Origin of the sequence: Mesorhizobium sp. M0136, assembly GCF_040322515.1 — a bacterium.
In the GTDB taxonomy this organism is placed as follows: Bacteria; Pseudomonadota; Alphaproteobacteria; order Rhizobiales; family Rhizobiaceae; genus Mesorhizobium.
Map to the genome: position 1 here is coordinate 109,380 of NZ_JAMYTP010000002.1, position 19,077 is coordinate 128,456.

The 19,077-nt window shown below is 63.3% G+C and carries 17 protein-coding genes and 1 other RNA gene; 1 reads left to right on the forward strand and 17 read right to left on the reverse strand.

Annotation, left to right across the window (positions count from 1 at the left end; genetic code table 11):
• Positions 1–227: 227 nt before the first annotated feature.
• From murB to mraZ, 12 genes are read right to left on the reverse strand one after another with little or no spacing between them, the layout of a single operon-like run.
• Positions 228–1,193 (reverse strand): UDP-N-acetylmuramate dehydrogenase, encoded by a 966-nt coding sequence (gene murB, locus NKJ35_RS02395; RefSeq protein WP_352505601.1) that lies wholly within the window; start codon positions 1,191–1,193, stop codon positions 228–230.
• A complete protein-coding gene (murC, locus tag NKJ35_RS02400; RefSeq protein WP_352644712.1) occupies positions 1,190–2,596 on the reverse strand; it encodes a UDP-N-acetylmuramate--L-alanine ligase in 1,407 nt (468 codons plus the stop codon). Before murC ends, murB begins: the two co-directional genes overlap by 4 nt.
• Positions 2,593–3,720 (reverse strand): undecaprenyldiphospho-muramoylpentapeptide beta-N-acetylglucosaminyltransferase, encoded by a 1,128-nt coding sequence (murG, locus tag NKJ35_RS02405; protein ID WP_352644714.1) that lies wholly within the window; start codon positions 3,718–3,720, stop codon positions 2,593–2,595. Before murG ends, murC begins: the two co-directional genes overlap by 4 nt.
• Before the next feature lies 1 nt (position 3,721).
• Positions 3,722–4,873 (reverse strand): putative lipid II flippase FtsW, encoded by a 1,152-nt coding sequence (gene ftsW, locus NKJ35_RS02410; RefSeq protein ID WP_352644716.1) that lies wholly within the window; start codon positions 4,871–4,873, stop codon positions 3,722–3,724.
• Positions 4,873–6,273 (reverse strand): UDP-N-acetylmuramoyl-L-alanine--D-glutamate ligase, encoded by a 1,401-nt coding sequence (gene murD, locus NKJ35_RS02415; protein ID WP_352644718.1) that lies wholly within the window; start codon positions 6,271–6,273, stop codon positions 4,873–4,875. The genes ftsW and murD overlap by 1 nt, the downstream gene beginning before the upstream one ends.
• 8 nt (positions 6,274–6,281) lie before the next feature.
• Positions 6,282–7,364 (reverse strand): phospho-N-acetylmuramoyl-pentapeptide-transferase, encoded by a 1,083-nt coding sequence (mraY, locus tag NKJ35_RS02420; RefSeq protein WP_254818991.1) that lies wholly within the window; start codon positions 7,362–7,364, stop codon positions 6,282–6,284.
• Positions 7,365–7,388: 24 nt separating this feature from the next.
• Complete coding sequence (locus NKJ35_RS02425) at positions 7,389–8,822, reverse strand: UDP-N-acetylmuramoylalanyl-D-glutamyl-2,6-diaminopimelate--D-alanyl-D-alanine ligase (RefSeq protein WP_352644720.1); 1,434 nt, start codon at positions 8,820–8,822, stop codon at positions 7,389–7,391.
• Entirely contained in the window at positions 8,819–10,273 is a 1,455-nt protein-coding gene (locus tag NKJ35_RS02430) for a UDP-N-acetylmuramoyl-L-alanyl-D-glutamate--2,6-diaminopimelate ligase (protein ID WP_352644721.1), read from the reverse strand. Before NKJ35_RS02430 ends, NKJ35_RS02425 begins: the two co-directional genes overlap by 4 nt.
• Before the next feature lie 54 nt (positions 10,274–10,327).
• Complete coding sequence (locus NKJ35_RS02435) at positions 10,328–12,073, reverse strand: peptidoglycan D,D-transpeptidase FtsI family protein (RefSeq protein ID WP_352475376.1); 1,746 nt, start codon at positions 12,071–12,073, stop codon at positions 10,328–10,330.
• Positions 12,070–12,447, reverse strand: a complete 378-nt coding sequence (gene ftsL, locus NKJ35_RS02440; RefSeq protein WP_254818995.1) for a cell division protein FtsL — start codon at positions 12,445–12,447, stop codon at positions 12,070–12,072. The genes NKJ35_RS02435 and ftsL overlap by 4 nt, the downstream gene beginning before the upstream one ends.
• A gap of 4 nt (positions 12,448–12,451) precedes the next feature.
• Positions 12,452–13,483 carry a 16S rRNA (cytosine(1402)-N(4))-methyltransferase RsmH gene (rsmH, locus tag NKJ35_RS02445; protein ID WP_352644724.1) on the reverse strand — a complete coding sequence of 344 codons (1,032 nt, stop codon included), beginning with the start codon at positions 13,481–13,483 and terminating at the stop codon, positions 12,452–12,454.
• The gene (gene mraZ / locus NKJ35_RS02450; RefSeq protein ID WP_254818997.1) at positions 13,480–13,938 is read right to left on the reverse strand and encodes a division/cell wall cluster transcriptional repressor MraZ; all 459 of its coding nucleotides are present in this window, start codon (positions 13,936–13,938) and stop codon (positions 13,480–13,482) included. Before mraZ ends, rsmH begins: the two co-directional genes overlap by 4 nt.
• A 406-nt stretch (positions 13,939–14,344) precedes the next feature.
• On the opposite strand from mraZ, the gene NKJ35_RS02455 reads away from it, so the two are divergent.
• The gene (locus NKJ35_RS02455; RefSeq protein WP_352644726.1) at positions 14,345–15,460 is read left to right on the forward strand and encodes a cystathionine gamma-lyase; all 1,116 of its coding nucleotides are present in this window, start codon (positions 14,345–14,347) and stop codon (positions 15,458–15,460) included.
• A 232-nt stretch (positions 15,461–15,692) separates the two neighbouring features.
• Here the strand turns inward: NKJ35_RS02455 and rnpB are convergent.
• From rnpB to NKJ35_RS02480, 5 genes are all read right to left on the reverse strand, one after another.
• Positions 15,693–16,091: RNase P RNA component class A (gene rnpB, locus NKJ35_RS02460), an RNA gene on the reverse strand.
• Positions 16,092–16,150: 59 nt separating this feature from the next.
• Positions 16,151–16,894 carry a lytic transglycosylase domain-containing protein gene (locus tag NKJ35_RS02465; protein ID WP_352644728.1) on the reverse strand — a complete coding sequence of 248 codons (744 nt, stop codon included), beginning with the start codon at positions 16,892–16,894 and terminating at the stop codon, positions 16,151–16,153.
• A gap of 186 nt (positions 16,895–17,080) precedes the next feature.
• The gene (locus tag NKJ35_RS02470; RefSeq protein ID WP_352644730.1) at positions 17,081–17,848 is read right to left on the reverse strand and encodes an N-acetylmuramoyl-L-alanine amidase; all 768 of its coding nucleotides are present in this window, start codon (positions 17,846–17,848) and stop codon (positions 17,081–17,083) included.
• Positions 17,845–18,564 (reverse strand): TerB family tellurite resistance protein, encoded by a 720-nt coding sequence (locus NKJ35_RS02475; RefSeq protein WP_352644732.1) that lies wholly within the window; start codon positions 18,562–18,564, stop codon positions 17,845–17,847. Before NKJ35_RS02475 ends, NKJ35_RS02470 begins: the two co-directional genes overlap by 4 nt.
• 247 nt (positions 18,565–18,811) lie before the next feature.
• Entirely contained in the window at positions 18,812–19,018 is a 207-nt protein-coding gene (locus NKJ35_RS02480) for a hypothetical protein (protein ID WP_352644733.1), read from the reverse strand.
• Positions 19,019–19,077 lie beyond the last annotated feature (59 nt).

Sequence of the window (19,077 nt, forward strand, 5' to 3'; positions counted from 1 at the left end):
TCGCTCCGTGTTTCCGCAACATTGAGTCCGAGTCTCCCGGCAGGTTGCCCCCCCAGACGGAAACGCGAGCAACGCGTCGAAACGACTCAAATCAGGAAACGCTTCAGGGCAGAGAATCAGAGAGTTGATTCGCTGGCAAGTGCTTACGATTCCGATGGATTCACTTTCCGCAAAAACGGCAGCAAAATGTGAATTCATGAGTCCGAAAAGCAACGGCGGTGGACTTGCTAAAGCAACTGCCCGAGAAATTCCTGGACCGCGTGGCCCGGCCGAAAATTACCGATGCGCTTGATCTCCCACTGCAGCCGGATGCCTGATTTTTCGAGCACGCGCGCACGCACCGTCTCGCCGAGATATTCAAGCTCGTAGCCGGTGGCGGTTCCGGTGTTGATCATGAAGTTGCAATGCATCGGCGACATCTGCGCCCCGCCGACCATCAGGCCGCGGCAGCCGGCCTTGTCGATTTCCTTCCAGGCCGAGGTGCCCTCGGGATTCTTGAAGGTCGAGCCCCCGGTTTTTTCGCGGATCGGCTGCACGGTCTCGCGATGGTTCTGGACAGCATCCATCGCGGCCTTGATCGCCGCCTTGTCCTCGGGAACGCCTTCGAGCAGCGCCGATGTGAAGATCAGCCCCGACGGCGCCGCTGAATGGCGATAGGCATAGCCCATGTCGGCATTGCTCAGCGTATGAACATTGCCCTTGCGGTCGAGTGCCCGCACCTCGACCACACGCTCGCGTGTCTCGACGCCGTTGGCGCCGGCGTTCATCCTCAGCGCTCCGCCAATGGCGCCGGGAATGCCGTGGTAGAAATGAAAGCCACCAATGCCGGCCTCGTATGCGACGGCCGCAAGGCGCTTGTCGGGCGTTGCGGCGCCCGCCTTGATCATGGTCGGCGCAATCACTTCGGTCTCGCCAAAGCCTTTGGCCGAAAGCCGGATGACGAAGCCCGCAATGCCGCCGTCACGGACAAGCAGGTTCGAGCCGACGCCGACGATGGTCAGTGGTATTTCCTCGGGCACCGCCTTCAGGAACGCGGCAAGATCGTCCTCGTCGGCCGGCTGGAACAATGCGTCCGCGAGCCCGCCGGCTCGAAACCAGGTGATCTTGTCCATCTCGGCATTGGGCGTGATGCGGCCGCGCAGTCCGGCAAGCCGGTCGCCAAGCTTCTCGATCAACGCCTGGCCGCGCATCATGAGATGGTCCCGCCGAGTTCCTTGGGCAGCGCATAGGCCCATTGAGTGATGTTGCCGGCGCCGAGGAAAACCACGAAATCGCCCGGCTTCGTCACTTCGCGCACGATCGGCGCAATCGCCGCCGGACCTTCGATGTAGCGTGCGTCGCGATGGCCGCCGGAGCGGATGCGCGACACCAGTGCGTCGGACGTAACGCCGTCGATCGGTTCCTCGCCGGCCGCATAGACGGGCGCCACCATTACCGTATCGGCGTCGTTGAAGCAGACGGAAAACTCGTCGAACAGATCGCGCAGCCGGGTGAAGCGGTGCGGTTGGGTAACGGCGATGATGCGGCCCTTGGTGGCGCTGCGCGCGGCCTTCAGTACCGCCGTGATCTCGACTGGATGATGACCGTAATCATCGAACACATCGACACCGTTCCACGAACCGGTATGGGTGAAACGCCGCTTGACGCCAGCGAAGGACGACAGGCCCTTCTTGATTGCCTCAGCCGAAAGGCCGAGCTCATGCGCGACGGCAATCGCCGCCGTTGCATTGGAGACATTGTGACGTCCGGGCATGGGTAGCCGCAGACCTGATATCGTTATCTGGCCGTGCGTCTTGCGATCGCGGATCACCACGTCGAATTCCGAGGTCGGGCCGTCCATGCGGTGATTGGTGAAGCGCACGTCGGCCTGCGCATTTTCGCCATAGGTGATGACGCGCCGGTCCTCGATGCGGGCGACCAGCGCCTGCACCTCGGGATGGTCGGTGCACATCACGCCGAAGCCGTAGAACGGCACATTCTCGACGAACTGACGAAACGCCTCGCGCACTTTGTCGAAGGAGCCGTAATGATCGAGATGCTCGGGGTCGATATTGGTGACGACGGCAATCTCGGCCGGCAGCCTGAGGAACGTGCCGTCGCTCTCGTCGGCCTCGACCACCATCCATTCGCCGTCGCCCATGCGGGCATTGGTGCCATAGGCATTGATGATGCCGCCATTGATCACCGTCGGGTCGAGCCCGCCGGCTTCGAGTAGCGTCGCCACCATCGAAGTCGTCGTCGTCTTGCCATGCGTGCCGCCGATCGCGACCGCTTGGCGGAACCGCATCAACTCGGCTAGCATTTCGGCGCGCCGCACGATCGGCAGCAACTTCTCTCTCGCCGCCTTCAGTTCCGGATTGGATTTCTTGATTGCGGTGGAGACGACGACCACCTCGGCCTCGCCGAGGTTTTCGGCCTGGTGGCCGACGAAGCATTCGATGCCCTTGTCGCGCAGCCGCTGCACATTGGCGCTGTCGGCCTGGTCGGACCCTTGCACCTTGTAGCCGAGATTGTGCAGCACCTCGGCGATGCCGCTCATGCCGATGCCGCCAATGCCGATGAAATGCACGAGGCCGATCGTCTGTGGCATCTTCATTCGTGCGTCTCCTTCCTGAATTCCGAAACGGATTTCCTGGACGCAATAGCCTCTGTCAGATCGGCGAGCAACCGCGCGGCATCCGGTTTTCCTGACGATTTCGCCGCCGCGGCCATTGTCGCCGCCCTGCCCGGATCATCCATCAGGGCCCCGATCAACGCAGCAATGTGCTCGGGCGAAAGCGTGGATTGCGGATGCACCTCGGCGCCGCCCGCTGCCGCAAGGGCCGCCGCATTCGCCGCCTGGTCGTGGTCGAGCGCGTGCGGATAGGGCACCAGCAGCGCCGGCCGGCCGATCACCGCGATTTCCGATACGGTCGATGCGCCGGAGCGCGACATCACCAGATGCGCCGCCGCCAGCCGCTTTGCCATGTCGGTGAAGAACGGCGACACCTCGGCCCCAATGCCAAGTGCGGCATAGGCGGCTTTCACCCGCGTCACATCGCCGGCGCGCGCCTGCTGTGTGATCGCCAGCCGCCTGCGCTGTGCGTCGGAAAGCCGGGCGATTGCCGCCGGCACCGCGTCGGAAAAGAACTGCGCGCCTTGGCTGCCGCCAAACACCAGCAATCGGAACGGCTCTTCGTCGGCCGATGCGGCATAAGGTGTCTTCGCCGCCTCCAGCACTTGCGGTCTGACCGGATTGCCGGTGGTCACCGTCTTGGCGCCTGCGGCACTGCTGTCTTCCGGCAGGAACCCACCGGCAATGGCGTCGACGCGGCCGGCAAGCGCGCGGTTGGCGCGGCCCATCACCGCATTCTGTTCGTGGATCAGCGTCGGCACCTTGCGCCGGGTCGCCGCGTAAAGCGGCGGCAGTGTCGGATAACCACCGAAGCCGACCACGATGGCGGGCTTGATGCTGGCGATGACGGCCGAGGCCTGCCGCACCCCGCGCCAGATTTTCCAAAACGCGGCGAGCACGGCAAAAGGATTTTTCGACCCCATCGTCGCCGACTGGATCGGATAGATGGCGGCTGCTGGGAACTGCCCGGTAAAGCGCTCGGCGCGCTCGTCCGTCGCCAGATGCACCGTCCAGCCGCGCCTGGTCAGTTCGTGCGCCAACGCCTCGGCCGGGTACAGGTGTCCGCCCGTGCCGCCTGCCGCCAGCAGGATGACCCCCTTTGCCATCTCACTCCGCCGGCATCGCACGCGGCGACGGCATGAAGCCCAGCTGCTTGCGCTTTTCCGGGCGCTTGCGCGTCAGCGCCAGCACCATGCCCATCGAGATGGCGATCGCGATCTGCGAAGAGCCGCCGTAGGAGATGAACGGCAGTGTCATGCCCTTGGCCGGCATCAGCTGCAGATTGACGGCCATGTTGATGACCGACTGCAGGCCGAAGACCGTGACCAGGCCGCCAACCGCATAGCGGGTGAAATCATCCTGCTCCTTGAGCGCCGTGTTGAGACCGCGCAGCACGATGAAGCCGAAGATGGACATGATGAAGAAACACATGATCAGCCCGAATTCCTCGCCGGCGACGGAGAAGACGAAGTCGGCGTGGCTGTCGGGGATGACCCGCTTGACGGTACCCTCGCCCGGCCCGACGCCGAACCAGCCGCCATTGATCAGCGCCTCGCGGCCCATGTCTACCTGGAACGTGTCGCCCTCGCCGGTCATGAAGCGGTCGATGCGGCCGGCAACGTGCGGGAACACCGCATAGGCGGCGAACACGCCGCCGATGCCGGCAGCACCCAGCGCGACGATCCACAGCCACGGCAACCCGGCCATGAAGAACATCACTCCCCAGGTGCCGAGCACCAGCATGGTCTGCCCCAGGTCAGGCTGCGCCACCAGCAGCGAGATAACCAGTGCAAGCAGCAACATGGCGAACAGATTGCCCGGAATGTCGGGCTGCCGCTTGTGCTCGGCGAACAGCCAGGCGCAGATGATGACGAAGGCCGGTTTCAGGAACTCGGACGGCTGGATCGACAGGCCGGCAAGCGACACCCAGCGCCGCGCGCCCTTCACCTCGACGCCGATATAGAGCACTGCCACCATCAGAAACAGCATGATGCACAGCATGACCAGCGCCATGCGCCGGATCTGCCTGGATTCAAGGAACGAGACAGCCAGCATCACCCCAAGTGCCGGAATGGTGAAGATAATCTGGCGCGTCGCGAAGTGGAAACTGTCGAGCCCGATGCGCTCGGCCACCGCCGGGCTTGCGGCGAAGGACAAAACGATGCCGAGCCCCATCAGCGACAGGAACGCCGCCAGGAACCAGCGATCGATCGTCCACCACCAGGTCGCAACCGGGCTTTTGTCGAGACGGCTTTGCATTATCGAGTCCCTCCGATGGGCATCACGCCATCAATGGCGGTTACGGCCTGCCTGAACGCCTCGCCGCGCACTTCGAAATTCTTGAACTGGTCGAAACTGGCGCAGGCCGGCGACAGCAGCACCACCGCTTCGCCGCTACTATCCCTGGCCGCATCGCGGGCGGCGTGTTCGACTGCCGCGGCCAACGTGCCTGAGATCTCGTAAGGCACCGCCTCGCCCAGCGTCGCCGAAAAGGCCGGTGCAGCTTCGCCGATCAGATAGGCCTTGGCGATGCGCGGGAAGAAGCCGCGCAAGGGCTCGATGCCACCCTCCTTCGGCAGGCCGCCGGCAATCCAATGGATACGCGCAAAGCTCGACAGCGCCGGTGCAGCGGCATCGGCATTGGTCGCCTTGGAATCGTTGACGAACAGCACATGCCCTTTGCGGCCGACCTGCTCCATGCGGTGCGCCAGCCCCGGGAAACTCTCCAGTCCGGATTGGATTTCGCCGAGCTCGAGCCCGACCTTGAGGCAGGCGGCGGCGGCGGCCAGCGCATTCTGCGCATTGTGCTGGCCGCGCAACGAGCCGATGCCTTCGAGGAAGGCGACCCGGCTGTAGCGTCCGTGCACGGCTTCCATTAAATTCGTCCCGTCGGCAAAATAACCGTCGGTCAGTGGCAGGCGCTTGGAAATCCGAATGACCTGCCGGCCGGCCCGCTCCAGCCGGTCGGCGATCTGGGCGCACCAGGAATCGTCGACGCCGATGATTGCCGTCTCGCTGCCGGCCACCAGCCGCTCCTTGATCGAGGCGTAGTGTTGCATCGTGCCATGGCGGTCGAGATGGTCCGGCGTCAGATTGAGCAGGACGCCGGCCGTCGGATTGATCGAGGGGGCAAGGTCGATCTGGTAGGAAGAGCACTCAACCACATGGTGCCGCTCGGGCTGCGGCGGATCGAGCGTCATCACCGCACGGCCGATATTGCCGCCCATCTGCGTGTCGCGCCCGGCCGACTTGAGTATGTGCGCCGTCAATGCCGTGGTCGTCGACTTGCCGTTGGTACCGGTGATCGCAATGAAAGGTGCTTCCGGCGCCCGCGCCGTCCGCTCGCGGCAGAAAAGCTCGATATCGCCTATGATCTCGACGCCGGAGCCCCGCGCGAGCTCGACAGTCCAGTGCGGCTTCGGGTGCGTCAGCGGCACGCCGGGCGACAGCACGAAGGCGGAAAACCTCGCCCAGTCCGCGCCGCGCAGGTCTGCGGTTGCAATACCGACCGCGCCAGCCTTGGCGACGCTGTCGGGATTGTCGTCCCAGGCCAGCACATCTGCGCCGCCTTCGATCAGCGCGCGCGCCGTGGCGATCCCCGAGCCGCCGAGCCCGAAGAGCGAAACGCGCTTGCCTGAGAAAGATGCGGCGGGGATCAAGCGGCCTCCTATCTGAGCTTCAGGGTCGACAGGCCGACCAGCGCCAGGATGACGGCGATGATCCAGAAGCGGATCACCACCTGGCTTTCGGTCCAGCCGAGCTTTTCGAAATGATGGTGGATCGGCGCCATCAGGAAGACGCGCTTGCCGGTCATCTTGAAATAGCCGACCTGGATGATGACCGAGAATATCTCGACAACGAACAGGCCTCCGACGATGACCAGCACGATCTCGTGCTTGGTCGCCACCGCGACCGTGCCGATCAGCCCGCCCAGCGCCAGCGAGCCGGTATCGCCCATGAAGATGGCCGCCGGCGGCGCATTGAACCACAGGAAGCCGAGTCCGGCGCCGATCACCGCTCCAAGGACCACCGCCAGTTCGCCGGTACCGGGCACGAAATGGATCTGAAGGTATTCGGCGAATACCGCGTTGCCGGAGAGATAGGCGATGACGCCGAAGGACGCCGCCGCGATCATGATCGGCACAATCGCCAGTCCGTCGAGGCCGTCGGTCAGGTTCACCGCATTGCCGGCGCCGACGATGACGAAGCACGAGAACGGGATGAAGAACCAGCCGAGATTGACGAGAAACTCCTTGGCGAAAGGGAATGTCAACGATGACGAGAACGGCGCCTGGCCGTTATGCATGATCACCCAGGCGGCGATGCCTGCGATGGCAAATTCGAGCCCCAGCCGCGCTTTGCCGGAAAAGCCGAGATGCGATTGCTTCGTCACCTTGAGGTAGTCGTCGTAAAAGCCGATCGAGCCGAACCCCAGCGTCACCAGCATCACCACCCAGACGTAGATGCTCGACAGGTTCGCCCACAGCAGTGACGAACCGATGATGCCGGACAGGATCATCAGCCCGCCCATGGTCGGCGTTCCCGCCTTTTTGAAATGCGTCTGTGGCCCATCGGCGCGGATCGGCTGTCCCTTGCCTTGCCGCAGCCTCAGCGAATTGATGATGGTCGGTCCGAAGATGAACACGATCAGCGCCGCTGTGATCAGCGCCCCGCCGGTGCGGAAAGTTATGTAGCGGAAGACGTTGAAGACCGAGATCTTGTCCGCAAATTCGACGAGCAGTGTTAACATGCGCTTGCGTCCCCCGGACCGATCCTAGGTCTGTCTGCTGGTTGTGGCTTCCGCCGGAAACTTGCCGAGCAATGCCTCGACCAGCTTTGAGAAGCCTATGCCTTTCGACGATTTGATCATAACCACGTCGCCCGGCCTCAACTCCGACAGAAGCACCGGTTTCAGATCTTCCGCGCCGGCGCGGTACTCCGTCCTGATCTCGCCGGGCAAAACGTCGGCCAGCGCCCGCATTTCCGGGCCGCCGAGAAAAACCGTGCGCGTGTCGGTGCCGACGATCAGGTCGGCAAGGGCGGCATGCAATTTCGCCGAATGGCCGCCGAGCTCGAGCATATCGCCGAGCACGGCAATGCGCCTGCCCTCACCCGACACCGGCGTCGTGTTGAGCAGCGCCATTGCAGCGCTCATCGACGCCGGATTGGCGTTGTAGCTCTCGTCGATCAGCGTGATCGGCCCTTTGGGGTGGCGCAACATATAGCGTTTGCCGCGTCCGCGTTCGGGCGAAAGATCGGCCAGCGCCTGCGCAACCCTGGTGACGTCGGCTCCGACCAGATGCGCTGCACCCAGCACCGCCAGCACATTCTGCACCATATGGCGGCCCGGCGCGCCGATCCTGGCGACGATCTCATGCCCGCCAATCTTGGCGGTTATCACGGAATGATCGGCATCGAGTTCGCATTTGATCAGTTTGAAGGTCGCCCGGGCATTCTCGCCGAATCCGTAAACATGCTCGACGCCGGCCTCTTTCGCCATCTTCTCCAGCAGCTTCCAGCGCGAGTCGTCGCGGTTGAGAAGGGCGGCGCCACCGGGCTCCAGTCCTTCGAAAACCTCCGCCTTGGCCTTGGCAATCTCGTCCAGGTTGCGGAAGAAGCCGAGGTGAGCGGCCGCGATCAGCGTGATGATGGCGACATGCGGCCGGACCATCTTGACCAGAGGCCGGATCTCGTCCGGATGGTTCATGCCGATCTCGAAGACGGCAAAATCGCAATCCTGCGGCATACGCGCCAGCGTCAGCGGCACACCCCAGTGATTGTTAAACGACTGGGCCGATGCATGCACGGTACCGACCGCGGAGAGAGCGTGGCGCAGTGCTTCCTTGGTGGTGGTCTTGCCCGCCGATCCGGTCACGGCAATCACCCTCGCCTTTGAGCGTGCGCGCGCCGCAACGCCGAGCTTTTCCAGCGCGACGAGCACATCCTCCACGACGATCATCGGTGCCGTCAGCCGCCCCAGCGACGGCAGCTTGCCCTCGGCGACGACCAGCACGCCGGCGCCCGCCTTTATGGCGGCGGTGACGAAATCATGGCCGTCCATGGCCTCGCCCTTGATGGCGAAGAAGGCGTCTCCCGGCTGCAGGCTGCGGCTGTCGATGGAAATGCCGGCGATGCCTTCAGGCATCGGACCGAGCGGCCGGCCATCCATGGCGGCAACCAGCGCCTCGGAGGTCCACAGATAGCTCACGCCGCTTGCTCCCTGAGCGCCGAGCGAACTTCCTCGTGATCGGAAAAATGCAGCGTCTCGGCACCGATGGTCTGGCCTTCCTCATGGCCCTTGCCGGCCACGATCAGCGTATCGCCGGCGTGAAGCATCCCGACTGCCTGGTGGATGGCCTTGCGCCGGTCGCCGATCTCGATCGCCCCCGGTGCAGCCGCCAGGATCGCGGCGCGGATCGTCTCGGGGACTTCCGAGCGGGGATTGTCGTCGGTGACGATGACGACATCGGCCAGCCTTGTGGCGATCTCGCCCATGATCGGCCGCTTGCCCCGGTCGCGGTCGCCGCCGCAACCGAATACGACGATGACGCGGCCCGTGGTAAAGGGGCGCACCGAAGCCAGCACGTTTTCCAGTGCATCCGGCTTGTGAGCGTAGTCGACATAGACGGGCGCGCCGTTGGCGGCCGTCCCGACAAGGTCGAGCCGTCCCGCCGCGCCCTTCAATTTCTCCAGCGCCATCAACGCTTTGGCAACAGATGTTCCAGTCGAAATGGCGAGGCCGGCCGACACCAGCGCATTTGCAATCTGGAAGTCGCCAGCCAGCGGCAAGTCGACTTCATGGAGAACGCCGTCCGCTTCAACCTCGGCGCGCTGGCGGTGGCGCTCGTGCTCGACCCGCTTCAGCCGCAGGAAATCGCCGTGGCGTCCGACCGTCAGCACGTTCAGTCCCGCAGCATGCGCCGCCTTGATCGTCGGCTCCGACCACGGGTCGTCGGCAAAGATGACGGCCGGCGCGCCCTTCGGCAGCAGCGCGTCGAACAGACGCAATTTGGCGCGATGATAGTCCTCGACCGTCGGATGATAGTCCATATGGTCGCGGCCGAGATTGGTGAAGCCGCCGGCCGTAAGCTTGACGCCGTCGAGCCGGCGCTGGTCGAGGCCATGGCTGGACGCTTCCATCGCGGCGTGGGTGACGCCGGCCTCCGCCAGTTCCTTGAGCAGCCTGTGCAATGCCACCGGATCCGGCGTGGTCAGCGAGCCATATTCGTTGCGGCCCGGCGCCACCACGCCGGTCGTGCCGACCGAGGCGGCGGCGAAACCCGCCTGCTCCCATATCTGCCGGGTGAATGCGGCGACCGAGGTCTTGCCGCTGGTTCCGGTCACCGCGACCATGGTTTGTGGTTGCTTGCCGAAATAACGGGCCGCACTCTGCGCCAGCGCAAGGCGCGGATCGTCTACGACAAGAACCGGCACTGGCAGCCCGGCGACCGCACTGCCCTTGCCGACCACGATCGCTGCGGCGCCGCGGCTCGCGGCGTCGGCTGCATAGGCTGCGCCATCCGCCTTGGAGCCGGTGAGCGCGAAAAAGACGACGCCCTCTGTTACCTGGCGGGAATCCGACGAAATCCCTGTAACCTCCATGTCGAAGGGAGCTGTCCCATCGACAGGCAGGATACCGGCTAGATTTTTCAGCTTCATCGAACCCCGTTCATCGCAACAAAATAGCGCGCAGTTGCCGGCGCGCCCGAAGAATCACTGATAGGAAACCAGCGTTGCACCATTTTCATGGCTGAAATCTGGCTTCACGCCAAGCATGGAAGCCGCACGTCGGATGATGTTTGCAGCCATGATGCCCGCGTTCGAGGCGGCCGTAGCACCCATGCCGGGCTTTTCCGGCTTCGGTTCGTCGGCGATCGTAAGCACTATGTATTGCGGATCGTCCATCGGGAAAGCTGCAACGAAGGCGTTGAAATTCTTTTCCTTCGAGTAGCGGCCGTTGACGACCTTCTCCGCCGTTCCCGTCTTGCCGCCCACCCGGTATCCTGGCACCCGTGCATTGCGACCGGATCCCTTTTCGGCATTGAGTGCATAGAGATAGCGCATGCCCTCGACCGTCTTGTCGCTGACCACTTTCTTGGCCACCGCCATCGCCTGCTCCTGCGTGCGAGGCAGGAAGGTTGGGTCCATCAGATAGCCGCCATTCATCAGCGCGGCGCAGCCGACCGCTGTCTGCAGCGGAGTCGTCGACACGCCGTGGCCGAAGGCGATGGTGATCGAATTGACCTGCTTCCAGACCTTGGGCTCGGTCGGCCGAGCGACTTCCGGCAGTTCGGTCTGCATCTTCTCGAGGATTCCCAGGCGATGCAGGAATTCGCGGTGTCCGTCGATGCCAACCGCTTCGGCTTCCTTGGCAGAACCGATATTGGACGAATAGATGAACACTTCCGGAACTGACAGTATCCGGCCCTTGGCATGGAAATCATGGATGGTTTGATGGCCGATCCTGATCGGGCGCGACGCGTCGAAGCGGCTTTGCAGCGTTATCTTGCCGGAATCGAGCGCCATGGCGGTGGTGAAGCTCTTGAAGGTTGACCCCATTTCGTAGAGGCCTGCGGACATTCGGTTGAGCCGGTCCTTGTCCTGCGCATTATAGGGGTTGTTCGGATCGAAATCCGGAACGGAGGCCATCGCCAGCACCTCGCCGGTCTTGACGTTGAGCACGACGGCGCCCGCCGCGATCGCGTGGTACTTTTCCATGCCGGTGGCGACCTCGTCGCGCACGATATGCTGGACGCGCAGGTCGATCGAGAGCTGCACCGGTTTCAAATCCTTGGCCACCGCCAGGCCCGACGCCTGAAGGTCGCTCAAGCCTTGTTCGTCTATGTATTTCTCCATGCCGGAGATGCCCTGATTGTCGATGTTGGTGAGGCCGACAATGTAGGACGAGGTTTCGCCGGCCGGATAGAACCGGCGCTTTTCGGTGCGGAAGCCGAAGCCGGGGATGCCGAGCTGCATGATGTCGGCCTGCTGCTTCGGCGTCAGTTGCCGCTGCAGCCAGACGAAGCCGGCGCCGCTCTTCAGCTTGTTGTATGTCTGCTCGTAGTCGATCTCGGGAAGCACCGTCGACAGCTTTTCGATCGCCTCGTCGGCATCGACGATGCGGCGCGGCTCAGCAAACAGCGACGCCGTCTTGATGTCGGTCGCCAGCACTTCACCGTTACGGTCGACGATGTCGGGCCGCGATGCCGTCACCCGGCTCTGCGGGCCGCCCGACAGGTCGGGATTCTGGAAACCCAGATAGACCAACCGCCCTGCAATGGTAGAATAGATGCCGAAGAACACCGCCATCGTCATGACGATGCGGGTCCTGCCCTTGCCACCGGTCGCCTTGCGGGCTCCTTCGACGACGATCGATCCGCCCGCACCGGGCTTCGAACCGCGCTTCAGCAGCCTCCCAACCTTTGGAAATCTGGCGGCGATTGGAAATCCGCTGATCATTGGATGATGCCTCCGGTCACCACGGGATCCTTGCCGCCGACATCGGCCATGCCGCCCAGCCGCTGCGATGAAAGGTCCTCGATGTTGACGGGTTTCGCCGGCAGATCGTCCAGCCCGACGATCTGCCGCGCATTGACCGGCTCGAGTCCCAGTTGCGATTTGTAGATTTCGGTGAGCTTTTGCAGGCGCGACGGCTGGGTGAGCAGGCTCCAGTCCGCCTTGAGCAGGTCGATCGTGTCCTCTTCATAACGGATCTGCGCCTGGATCTTGTGCACTGCCGCCAGTTGCTCCTCGGCCTCGCGCTTGGTCTTGTAGGTCAGGGCAGCCGCCGAAACCATGACGGCGATCAGGACTATGTCGCTGGTACGAAACACGTGCTCACCTCTCTCCCGGTCGATCGGCGCCGGGAAGCTTTGGGCCAGGCAGTTTTGGCAGGCCGAAAATCGAAAAATCGCCGGCACGCGCCGGCGCCTCTGTACGGATCGCAGCGCGCAGCCTTGCCGAGCGCGCCCGCGGATTTGCTGATATCTCGGCATCGCCAGGCGTCACGCCGCCGCCCTTCTTGGTGAAGGTGGCGGTGCGCGCCTGGGCCTCGGGCAGATGCCGCGATCCGGTCGCTGAATCGGCTCTGTCGGCGATGAAGCGCTTGACAATGCGGTCCTCCAGGGAATGGAAGGTCACCACGGCAAGCCGCCCGCCCGGTTTCAGCACGCGCTCGGCGGCAAACAGCGCCTTGGCCAGTTCGCCGAGTTCGTCATTGACGAAGATGCGCAGCGCCTGGAAAACGCGGGTGGCCGGATGGATCTTGTCTTTCGGCGCGCGACCGATATGCGTCTCGATGGCATCGGCAAGGTCGAGCGTGCGCTCGAAGGGGCGTTTTTCGCGACGGCTTTCGATCATGCGGGCGATGCGCCCGGCATGGCGTTCCTCGCCGAGAAAACCGAAGATGCGGGCAAGATCGCCCACCTTGAAGGTGTTGACGACGTCGGCGGCGCTCAGGCCCGCCTGCGCCATGCGCATGTCGAGCGGTCCATCGGCCCGGAACGAAAAGCCGCGCTCCGGCTGGTCGATCTGCATGGAGGAGATGCCGATGTCGAGCACGACGCCATCGGCACTTTCAACCTGCTCGTCGAGCGTCGAGAACGGTGCCTGGACAAGCCTGAGCTTGCCGCCGGACTGCTGTTCAAGGGCCCGCCCCGCCGCGATCGCATCCGGATCGCGGTCGATGGCGACGACCGAGGCTCCGCTTGCCAGAATGGCCTTGGTGTAGCCGCCGGCACCGAACGTGCCGTCGACGATCACCTCGCCTTTTGTCGGGGCCAGCGCCTCCAGAACTTCGGCAAGGAGGACCGGAATGTGGCGGGCTGGTCCGCCAGCGGCATGAACTTCATCGCCGTCGCCCGCCATCATTCCGGCCGCTCCCCGGGCTTCGTCCCCTGCCGAAGCTGCAAAAGCCGGGCGCGTGCTTCCGTCCCATAGGCGCTGAGCCGTCCGGGCTCCCAGATCTGAAAGAAATTGCCGCGGCCAACGAAGGCCACTTCCGCTGAAATGCCGGTATGCTCGCGAATGAAATCGCTCATCGTGATACGGCCGTCCTGGTCGAGCTTCAGAAACGTTCCATCGCCATGGCAGAAGAACGACATGTCGTCCGCCGTCTGCAGGAACGGGTCTTCCTGGGCGATGCGCTGCTCGTAGCGATCGAGCAGGTCGAGCCCACCGACATCCATCGCCGGGCGATCCAGGCAGCGTAGCGCATAAAGTTCCGAATAGCCGCGTTTCTGCACAACGGCACGGAAATGCGCCGGCACGGACACCCGTCCCTTCGCATCGATCCTGTTCACCGCGTTCGACAGAAACCGGTCCATTACGCGTTACGGCCGCTTGCGCCGCCGCACCCCTCTGCATCTTCCTGTCCGCGCCGCCCCAGCCCGGTCGGCGTCCAAAACCCACTTCGTTATGACGGGCGAACGCAGGCGAACGCGCAGCCGCCGCGGCTGCCCGATTGGCGTACGCTTCACCCTGACACGGAACGAAGGCTTGAGTATCGGAATGGGATATCATGGGGTGTTATGGGCGTCAACGGGAACAGTCTTCAAAACGCGCCTGCCACAACTGGGGAGAGCAGCTTTGACGGCACTCCCGTCTTTATCCTCTATTAAGCCTAACGAAGCGTTTAGAGCCGTGTGGCCCAACCGGAGCCGACTTGCTGCGGATCGCTGCCGCGCATAGCCTCGGCATCTCCTTTTCCGGTCAGTAACGAGGTTTGAAATCATGTCCGAAACAGCCAAGTCACGCGCCGCAGCACTTCCCCATCTGCGCCGCGGCGGGCTGGCCAAGGGCGACCCGATCCCCTTGCCCCTGACGATGGCCGCCATCTTTCATGCGCCGGGCGACGCCACCGGCTTCGATCAATATGGCCGCTTCAGCAATCCGACCTGGGATGCGGTCGAGCACATGCTGGCGCATTTGGAAGACGCCCCATGCGTCGCCTTTCCCTCGGGAATGGCTGCCATCTCGGCGATATTTTTCGGCCTGCTCAAAGCCGGCGACCGTATCCTGCTGCCGTCCGACGGTTATCATACGACGCGAGCGCTGGCAGACCGTTTTCTGAAAGCCTTCGGCGTTGCCTACGATGTCCGGCCGACGTCGAGCCTCCTCGACGGCGGCTTCGACGGCTATCGGCTTGCCTTCGTCGAAACACCCGCCAACCCAGGACTGGACATATGCGACATCGCAGCCGTCGCCGAAGCCGTGCATAGAGCGGGTGCGGTGCTTGTGGTCGACAACACGACGATGACACCTTTCGGCCAGCGCCCGCTCGATCTCGGCGCCGATATCGTCATTGCTGCCGACACCAAGGCACCAAACGGCCATTCCGATGTGCTGTTCGGCCATGTCGCCAGCCGCGACGCGGACATTATCTCGAGGGTGACCGACTGGCGCGAGACGTCGGGCGCCATCCCCGGGCCGTTCGAGGCATGGCTGGTGCATCGCGGTCTCGAAACGCTGGACGTGCGCTTCGACCGCATGTGCACTTCCGCCGAAATGATAGCGCGACGGCTGAAAAACCATCCCGCGATCAGCGGCTTGCGCTTTCCGGGACTGGAGAGCGACCCATCGCACAATCTTGCCCGCGCCCAGATGGAGCGCTTCGGCTTTCTCATCTCGTTCGTGCTCGCCTCGGAGGACAAGGCCGAGGATTTCATCAACAATTGCGCCTTGATGCAGGCAGCGACATCGTTCGGCGGCGTGCACACGTCGGCCGAACGGCGATCAAAAAGGGGAGATGCCGTACCGCCCGGCTTCGTTCGCCTGTCGGTCGGCTGCGAGCCGGTGGAAGAGCTTTGGCAGGCGATCGAGGCGTCGCTAGATGCAATCGGTGGCTGAGCCGGCGTCGATCTTGCGCCGGCCGTGGAGGACGCGAACGATTTCGGTCGCCTCTTCGACGACACGATACAGGGTGAGGTATTCGCCGACGATCAGGTGACGGATGCCGGGCGCGATGTCTTCGCGCGCGCAGCTGAGAAGGGATAAGTGGCCACTTGCTGCCAGCGGGCTTCGATTTGATCGAGCAACCGATCGGCCGCAGCCTCGCTGTCTTGCGCGACATGGGTAGAAAACTGCCAGCTGGCCTGTAAGCCGGGTTCTGTATGGCCCTCGCCCCTTGCGGGGCGAGAACGCGGCGGCCATTCATCTTGGGCGCATGTTGCCATGCGCCTCACGCAACCTACCCGGACGGTGAGCCGGAAACAGCCCCCGAGGGTTTCCCCTCGCACCGTCCCTATTCGGTCTTGCTCCCGGTGGGGTTTACCGTGCCGCTCCTGTTGCCAGTCGCGCGGTGGGCTCTTACCCCACCCTTTCACCCTTGCCACGATTGGATCGTGGCGGTTTGCTTTCTGTGGCACTTTCCCTGGGGTCGCCCCCGCCGGCCATTAACCGGCACCGTGTCTCCATGGAGCCCGGACTTTCCTCACCCGCAGCCTTTCGGCTTCGCGGGTGCGGCCGCCCGGCCAGCTGGCAAGGCGTATAAAGGGGTTCGGGCCCGAAAACGCAAACGAAAAAGCAAGTTATCCCTTGTCAGGCGGGCGCTCCAAGCGCTGCCAGTTGCACCTTGACCTTGCCACAATAGGCTGCGGACACCGGGTTCATCCGTGTGGCGGCGTGGCCGGCATTGTATTTCAGGATCGTGCCGCAGGTCGTGCCGCCGCCGAGATCCCGCGCCATGGCAAGGTACTTCATGCCGTATTTGATGTTGGTATCGGGATCGTAGAGACCCTGAACCGAACCGCTATAGCCCATCATTCTTGCCGTCGCCGGCTTGATCTGCATCAGGCCGATCTCGCCGGCGCTGCCGACCTGGTTCGGCTGGTAGTTGCTTTCGATCTTGATGACGGCATTGGCGAGCGACACCGGCACGCCATAGCTGGCGGCATAACGCGCAATGATCGCCGAATACTGTCCGCCGCCGTCGACAACCGCCGCCTGGGGCGCTGGCCTGCTCTTCGGAGCGACTGACGCCGTTGCTATGCGGTCGATGCGTTTGCGGTTACGCTTCACATGCTGTTTGGCGATTGTCTTTGTCGCAGCGGTTGGCCTTTTCGCGGAGACTGGCTTTTTCGTCCTTACCGCGGCCGCTTTTTCCACTTTTGCGGTGGCAGTCTTCTCTACTTTTGCACCACCCTTCGGCATGGCGGTTTTGCCGGCTGCGGCACTGAAGCCCTGATCGGCCCGCTGGCTCAGCGGTGCGCTGTTTGCCGCACTGAAGGCAAAAGTCATTACGCCGGCAGCAATGGCTGCCGTTAAAACGGTCAATTTCTGCATGTGATCCTGTTCTGTTTGATCCGCACAAAGAACTTCGCGCAGATACCCTCAATCAACATCGGAACATCTGGGGGGGATAGACGTCCGACAATCTGTACGGATCGCCTTTGACGACGGAATTGGCGCCAAAGAAGGCGACGCAAGTCACTTTGAGTAACAGATTGTAACTTTTAATCTGGCAAAAGGTTATTTGAGAGAGGCTATCCTTACGGAAGCGAGCAGCCTTTCCAGCGTGCGGATCGTCGATCCGTCAGCCACGCCGTCGACCAGGCGCTGCCGGAAATGCCGTTGAAATGCCTCGACCACGATTTCGGTCTGCCGGTCGAAAGCGCCGGTGATCTCGACGCCATAACCATAAAGCGCCAGCATCGACTGCAGTGCCTCAACATCGGCGCCGGTATCGCCTGGCTTCAGCACGGCGCCGCGCCGGATCGGTGCTGCCGGCACAACATGGCCGATGCCCGCAGCAAACAAGGCTTTCCATGGAAATTTCTCGCCCGGATCGACCTTGCGCCCCGGTGCCACGTCGGAATGGGCGAGCACCCGCTGCGCCGGAATTGAATGGCGCTCGACGATGCCGGCGCACAGGCCGATCACCGCGTCGATCTGCGGTTTTGGAAAGTTGCGATAGCCGAGCGTATGCCCCGGATTGACGATCTCGATGCCGATCGAACAGGAGTTGATGTCGCTCTGTCCGAACCACGAGCTCTTGCCGGCATGCCAGGCGCGGTCGCTTTCCCTTACCATCTGGACAATGCGGCCGTCCTCATGGACCAGATAGTGCGACGACACCTCGCTGGCCGGATCGCACAACGATGCCTCGGCAGCGGCCGCGGTTGCCATGCCGGTGTAGTGCAGCACGATCATATCGGGTCCGGGCGTCCCGCGCCGCGGTCCGAAATTCGGCGATACCCTGACCTCGGCGCTCGGCTCGTCGGGCGGAAAGCCGCTCATGCGTGCCGCAGGCCTCGCTCGATCATTTCATAGGCCGCGTTGATCGCCGCCAGCCTGGTCGTCGCGATCTTGATGAATTCCTGCGGCAGGCCGCGTGCGATCAGCCGGTCCGGATGATTGTCGGAAACCAGCTTGCGGTAGCGCCTGCGGACCTCCTCGAACGGCTTCCCACGCTCGATGCCGAGCACGACATAGGGGTCGGCGGCACCCAGATTGACATGCCGCGCCAGGATGCTCTGGTAATGCGCGTCATCGATGCGGAAGATCTCGGCGATCCGGTGCAGGAATTGGCCCTCGCGCTCATGCACCAGCCCGTCGGCCTTGGCGATGTGGAACAGCCCGTCGAGTATGTCCTCCAGCATCAGGCAATTGGTATGGCCCGAACCGCAAAGCTGCGCCATACGCTCGGCATAGGTCTCGAAACCGGCAATGTCGCGTTTGGCCAAATCGTAGAGCCGCGCCACATTGCGCCTCTGTTCCTTCGGCACCTCGAATATTTCCTGGAAGGCGCGCACCTCGTCTTGCGTGACGATGCCGTCTGCCTTGGCCATCTTGGCCGAAAGCGCGATCATCGCCACCGAGAAGGCAACGCGCCGGCGCAAATCGGCATCGCCGGAGAAAACCGTACGCACGGCTTCGACCACTTCGGCGACGCCTGACGACGCTGAAGATGAAACGCGTGTGACGAAGTCGCCGAGGCGGTCCCAAATCGACATGGGGGCTTCATAGGGCCAACCACCCATCGCTATCAAGCCAAGACAGTGCCGCAGGGCTGGCCCAATCGATTTGGCGGAATGCCTAAGGCGGCTGGCGCTAGTGCTTACCCATGGAAAATCTGCAGACGGAAGCCGCTGCGCGCAAACCCGTGTCGTCGCATTCAGCCACAATGCGCGGGTATCGTAAGCAGCAGAAAGGCCGGCGTGTGAGGCCGGCCTTTCTTGGTTGTCACGTTGACTACTGCGACTACTGCGCCGGGGCAGCCGGCGCAGGCGCCGGAGCCGGAGCCGGCTCGGCAGGCTTGTTGGCGTCAGGAGTAGCCGGCTTCATCGTCTGGTCGGATGCCGGCGGGTTGGTGCTCTGCGTCGTGGTGTTGTCGGTGCCGCTGTCGCTGCAGGCCGCAACGCCAAGCAAGGCAAGCGCCGAGACCGACGCAAGAATGAGTTTCTTCATGATATATCTCTCCTCTAATCACGCCACCGTTGCCGGCGACGATCGAGGGCACAATGCGT

Coding starts and splice junctions, on each gene's coding strand:
- murB (WP_352505601.1), bottom strand. CDS start 1,193: ATGATGCGCGGCCAGGCGTTGATCGAGAAGCTTGGCGACCGGCTTGCC.
- murC (WP_352644712.1), bottom strand. CDS start 2,596: ATGAAGATGCCACAGACGATCGGCCTCGTGCATTTCATCGGCATTGGC.
- murG (WP_352644714.1), bottom strand. CDS start 3,720: ATGGCAAAGGGGGTCATCCTGCTGGCGGCAGGCGGCACGGGCGGACAC.
- ftsW (WP_352644716.1), bottom strand. CDS start 4,873: ATGCAAAGCCGTCTCGACAAAAGCCCGGTTGCGACCTGGTGGTGGACG.
- mraY (WP_254818991.1), bottom strand. CDS start 7,364: ATGTTAACACTGCTCGTCGAATTTGCGGACAAGATCTCGGTCTTCAAC.
- NKJ35_RS02430 (WP_352644721.1), bottom strand. CDS start 10,273: ATGAAGCTGAAAAATCTAGCCGGTATCCTGCCTGTCGATGGGACAGCT.
- NKJ35_RS02435 (WP_352475376.1), bottom strand. CDS start 12,073: ATGATCAGCGGATTTCCAATCGCCGCCAGATTTCCAAAGGTTGGGAGG.
- rsmH (WP_352644724.1), bottom strand. CDS start 13,483: ATGATGGCGGGCGACGGCGATGAAGTTCATGCCGCTGGCGGACCAGCC.
- mraZ (WP_254818997.1), bottom strand. CDS start 13,938: ATGGACCGGTTTCTGTCGAACGCGGTGAACAGGATCGATGCGAAGGGA.
- NKJ35_RS02455 (WP_352644726.1), top strand. CDS start 14,345: ATGTCCGAAACAGCCAAGTCACGCGCCGCAGCACTTCCCCATCTGCGC.
- NKJ35_RS02465 (WP_352644728.1), bottom strand. CDS start 16,894: ATGCAGAAATTGACCGTTTTAACGGCAGCCATTGCTGCCGGCGTAATG.
- NKJ35_RS02470 (WP_352644730.1), bottom strand. CDS start 17,848: ATGAGCGGCTTTCCGCCCGACGAGCCGAGCGCCGAGGTCAGGGTATCG.
- NKJ35_RS02475 (WP_352644732.1), bottom strand. CDS start 18,564: ATGTCGATTTGGGACCGCCTCGGCGACTTCGTCACACGCGTTTCATCT.
- NKJ35_RS02480 (WP_352644733.1), bottom strand. CDS start 19,018: ATGAAGAAACTCATTCTTGCGTCGGTCTCGGCGCTTGCCTTGCTTGGC.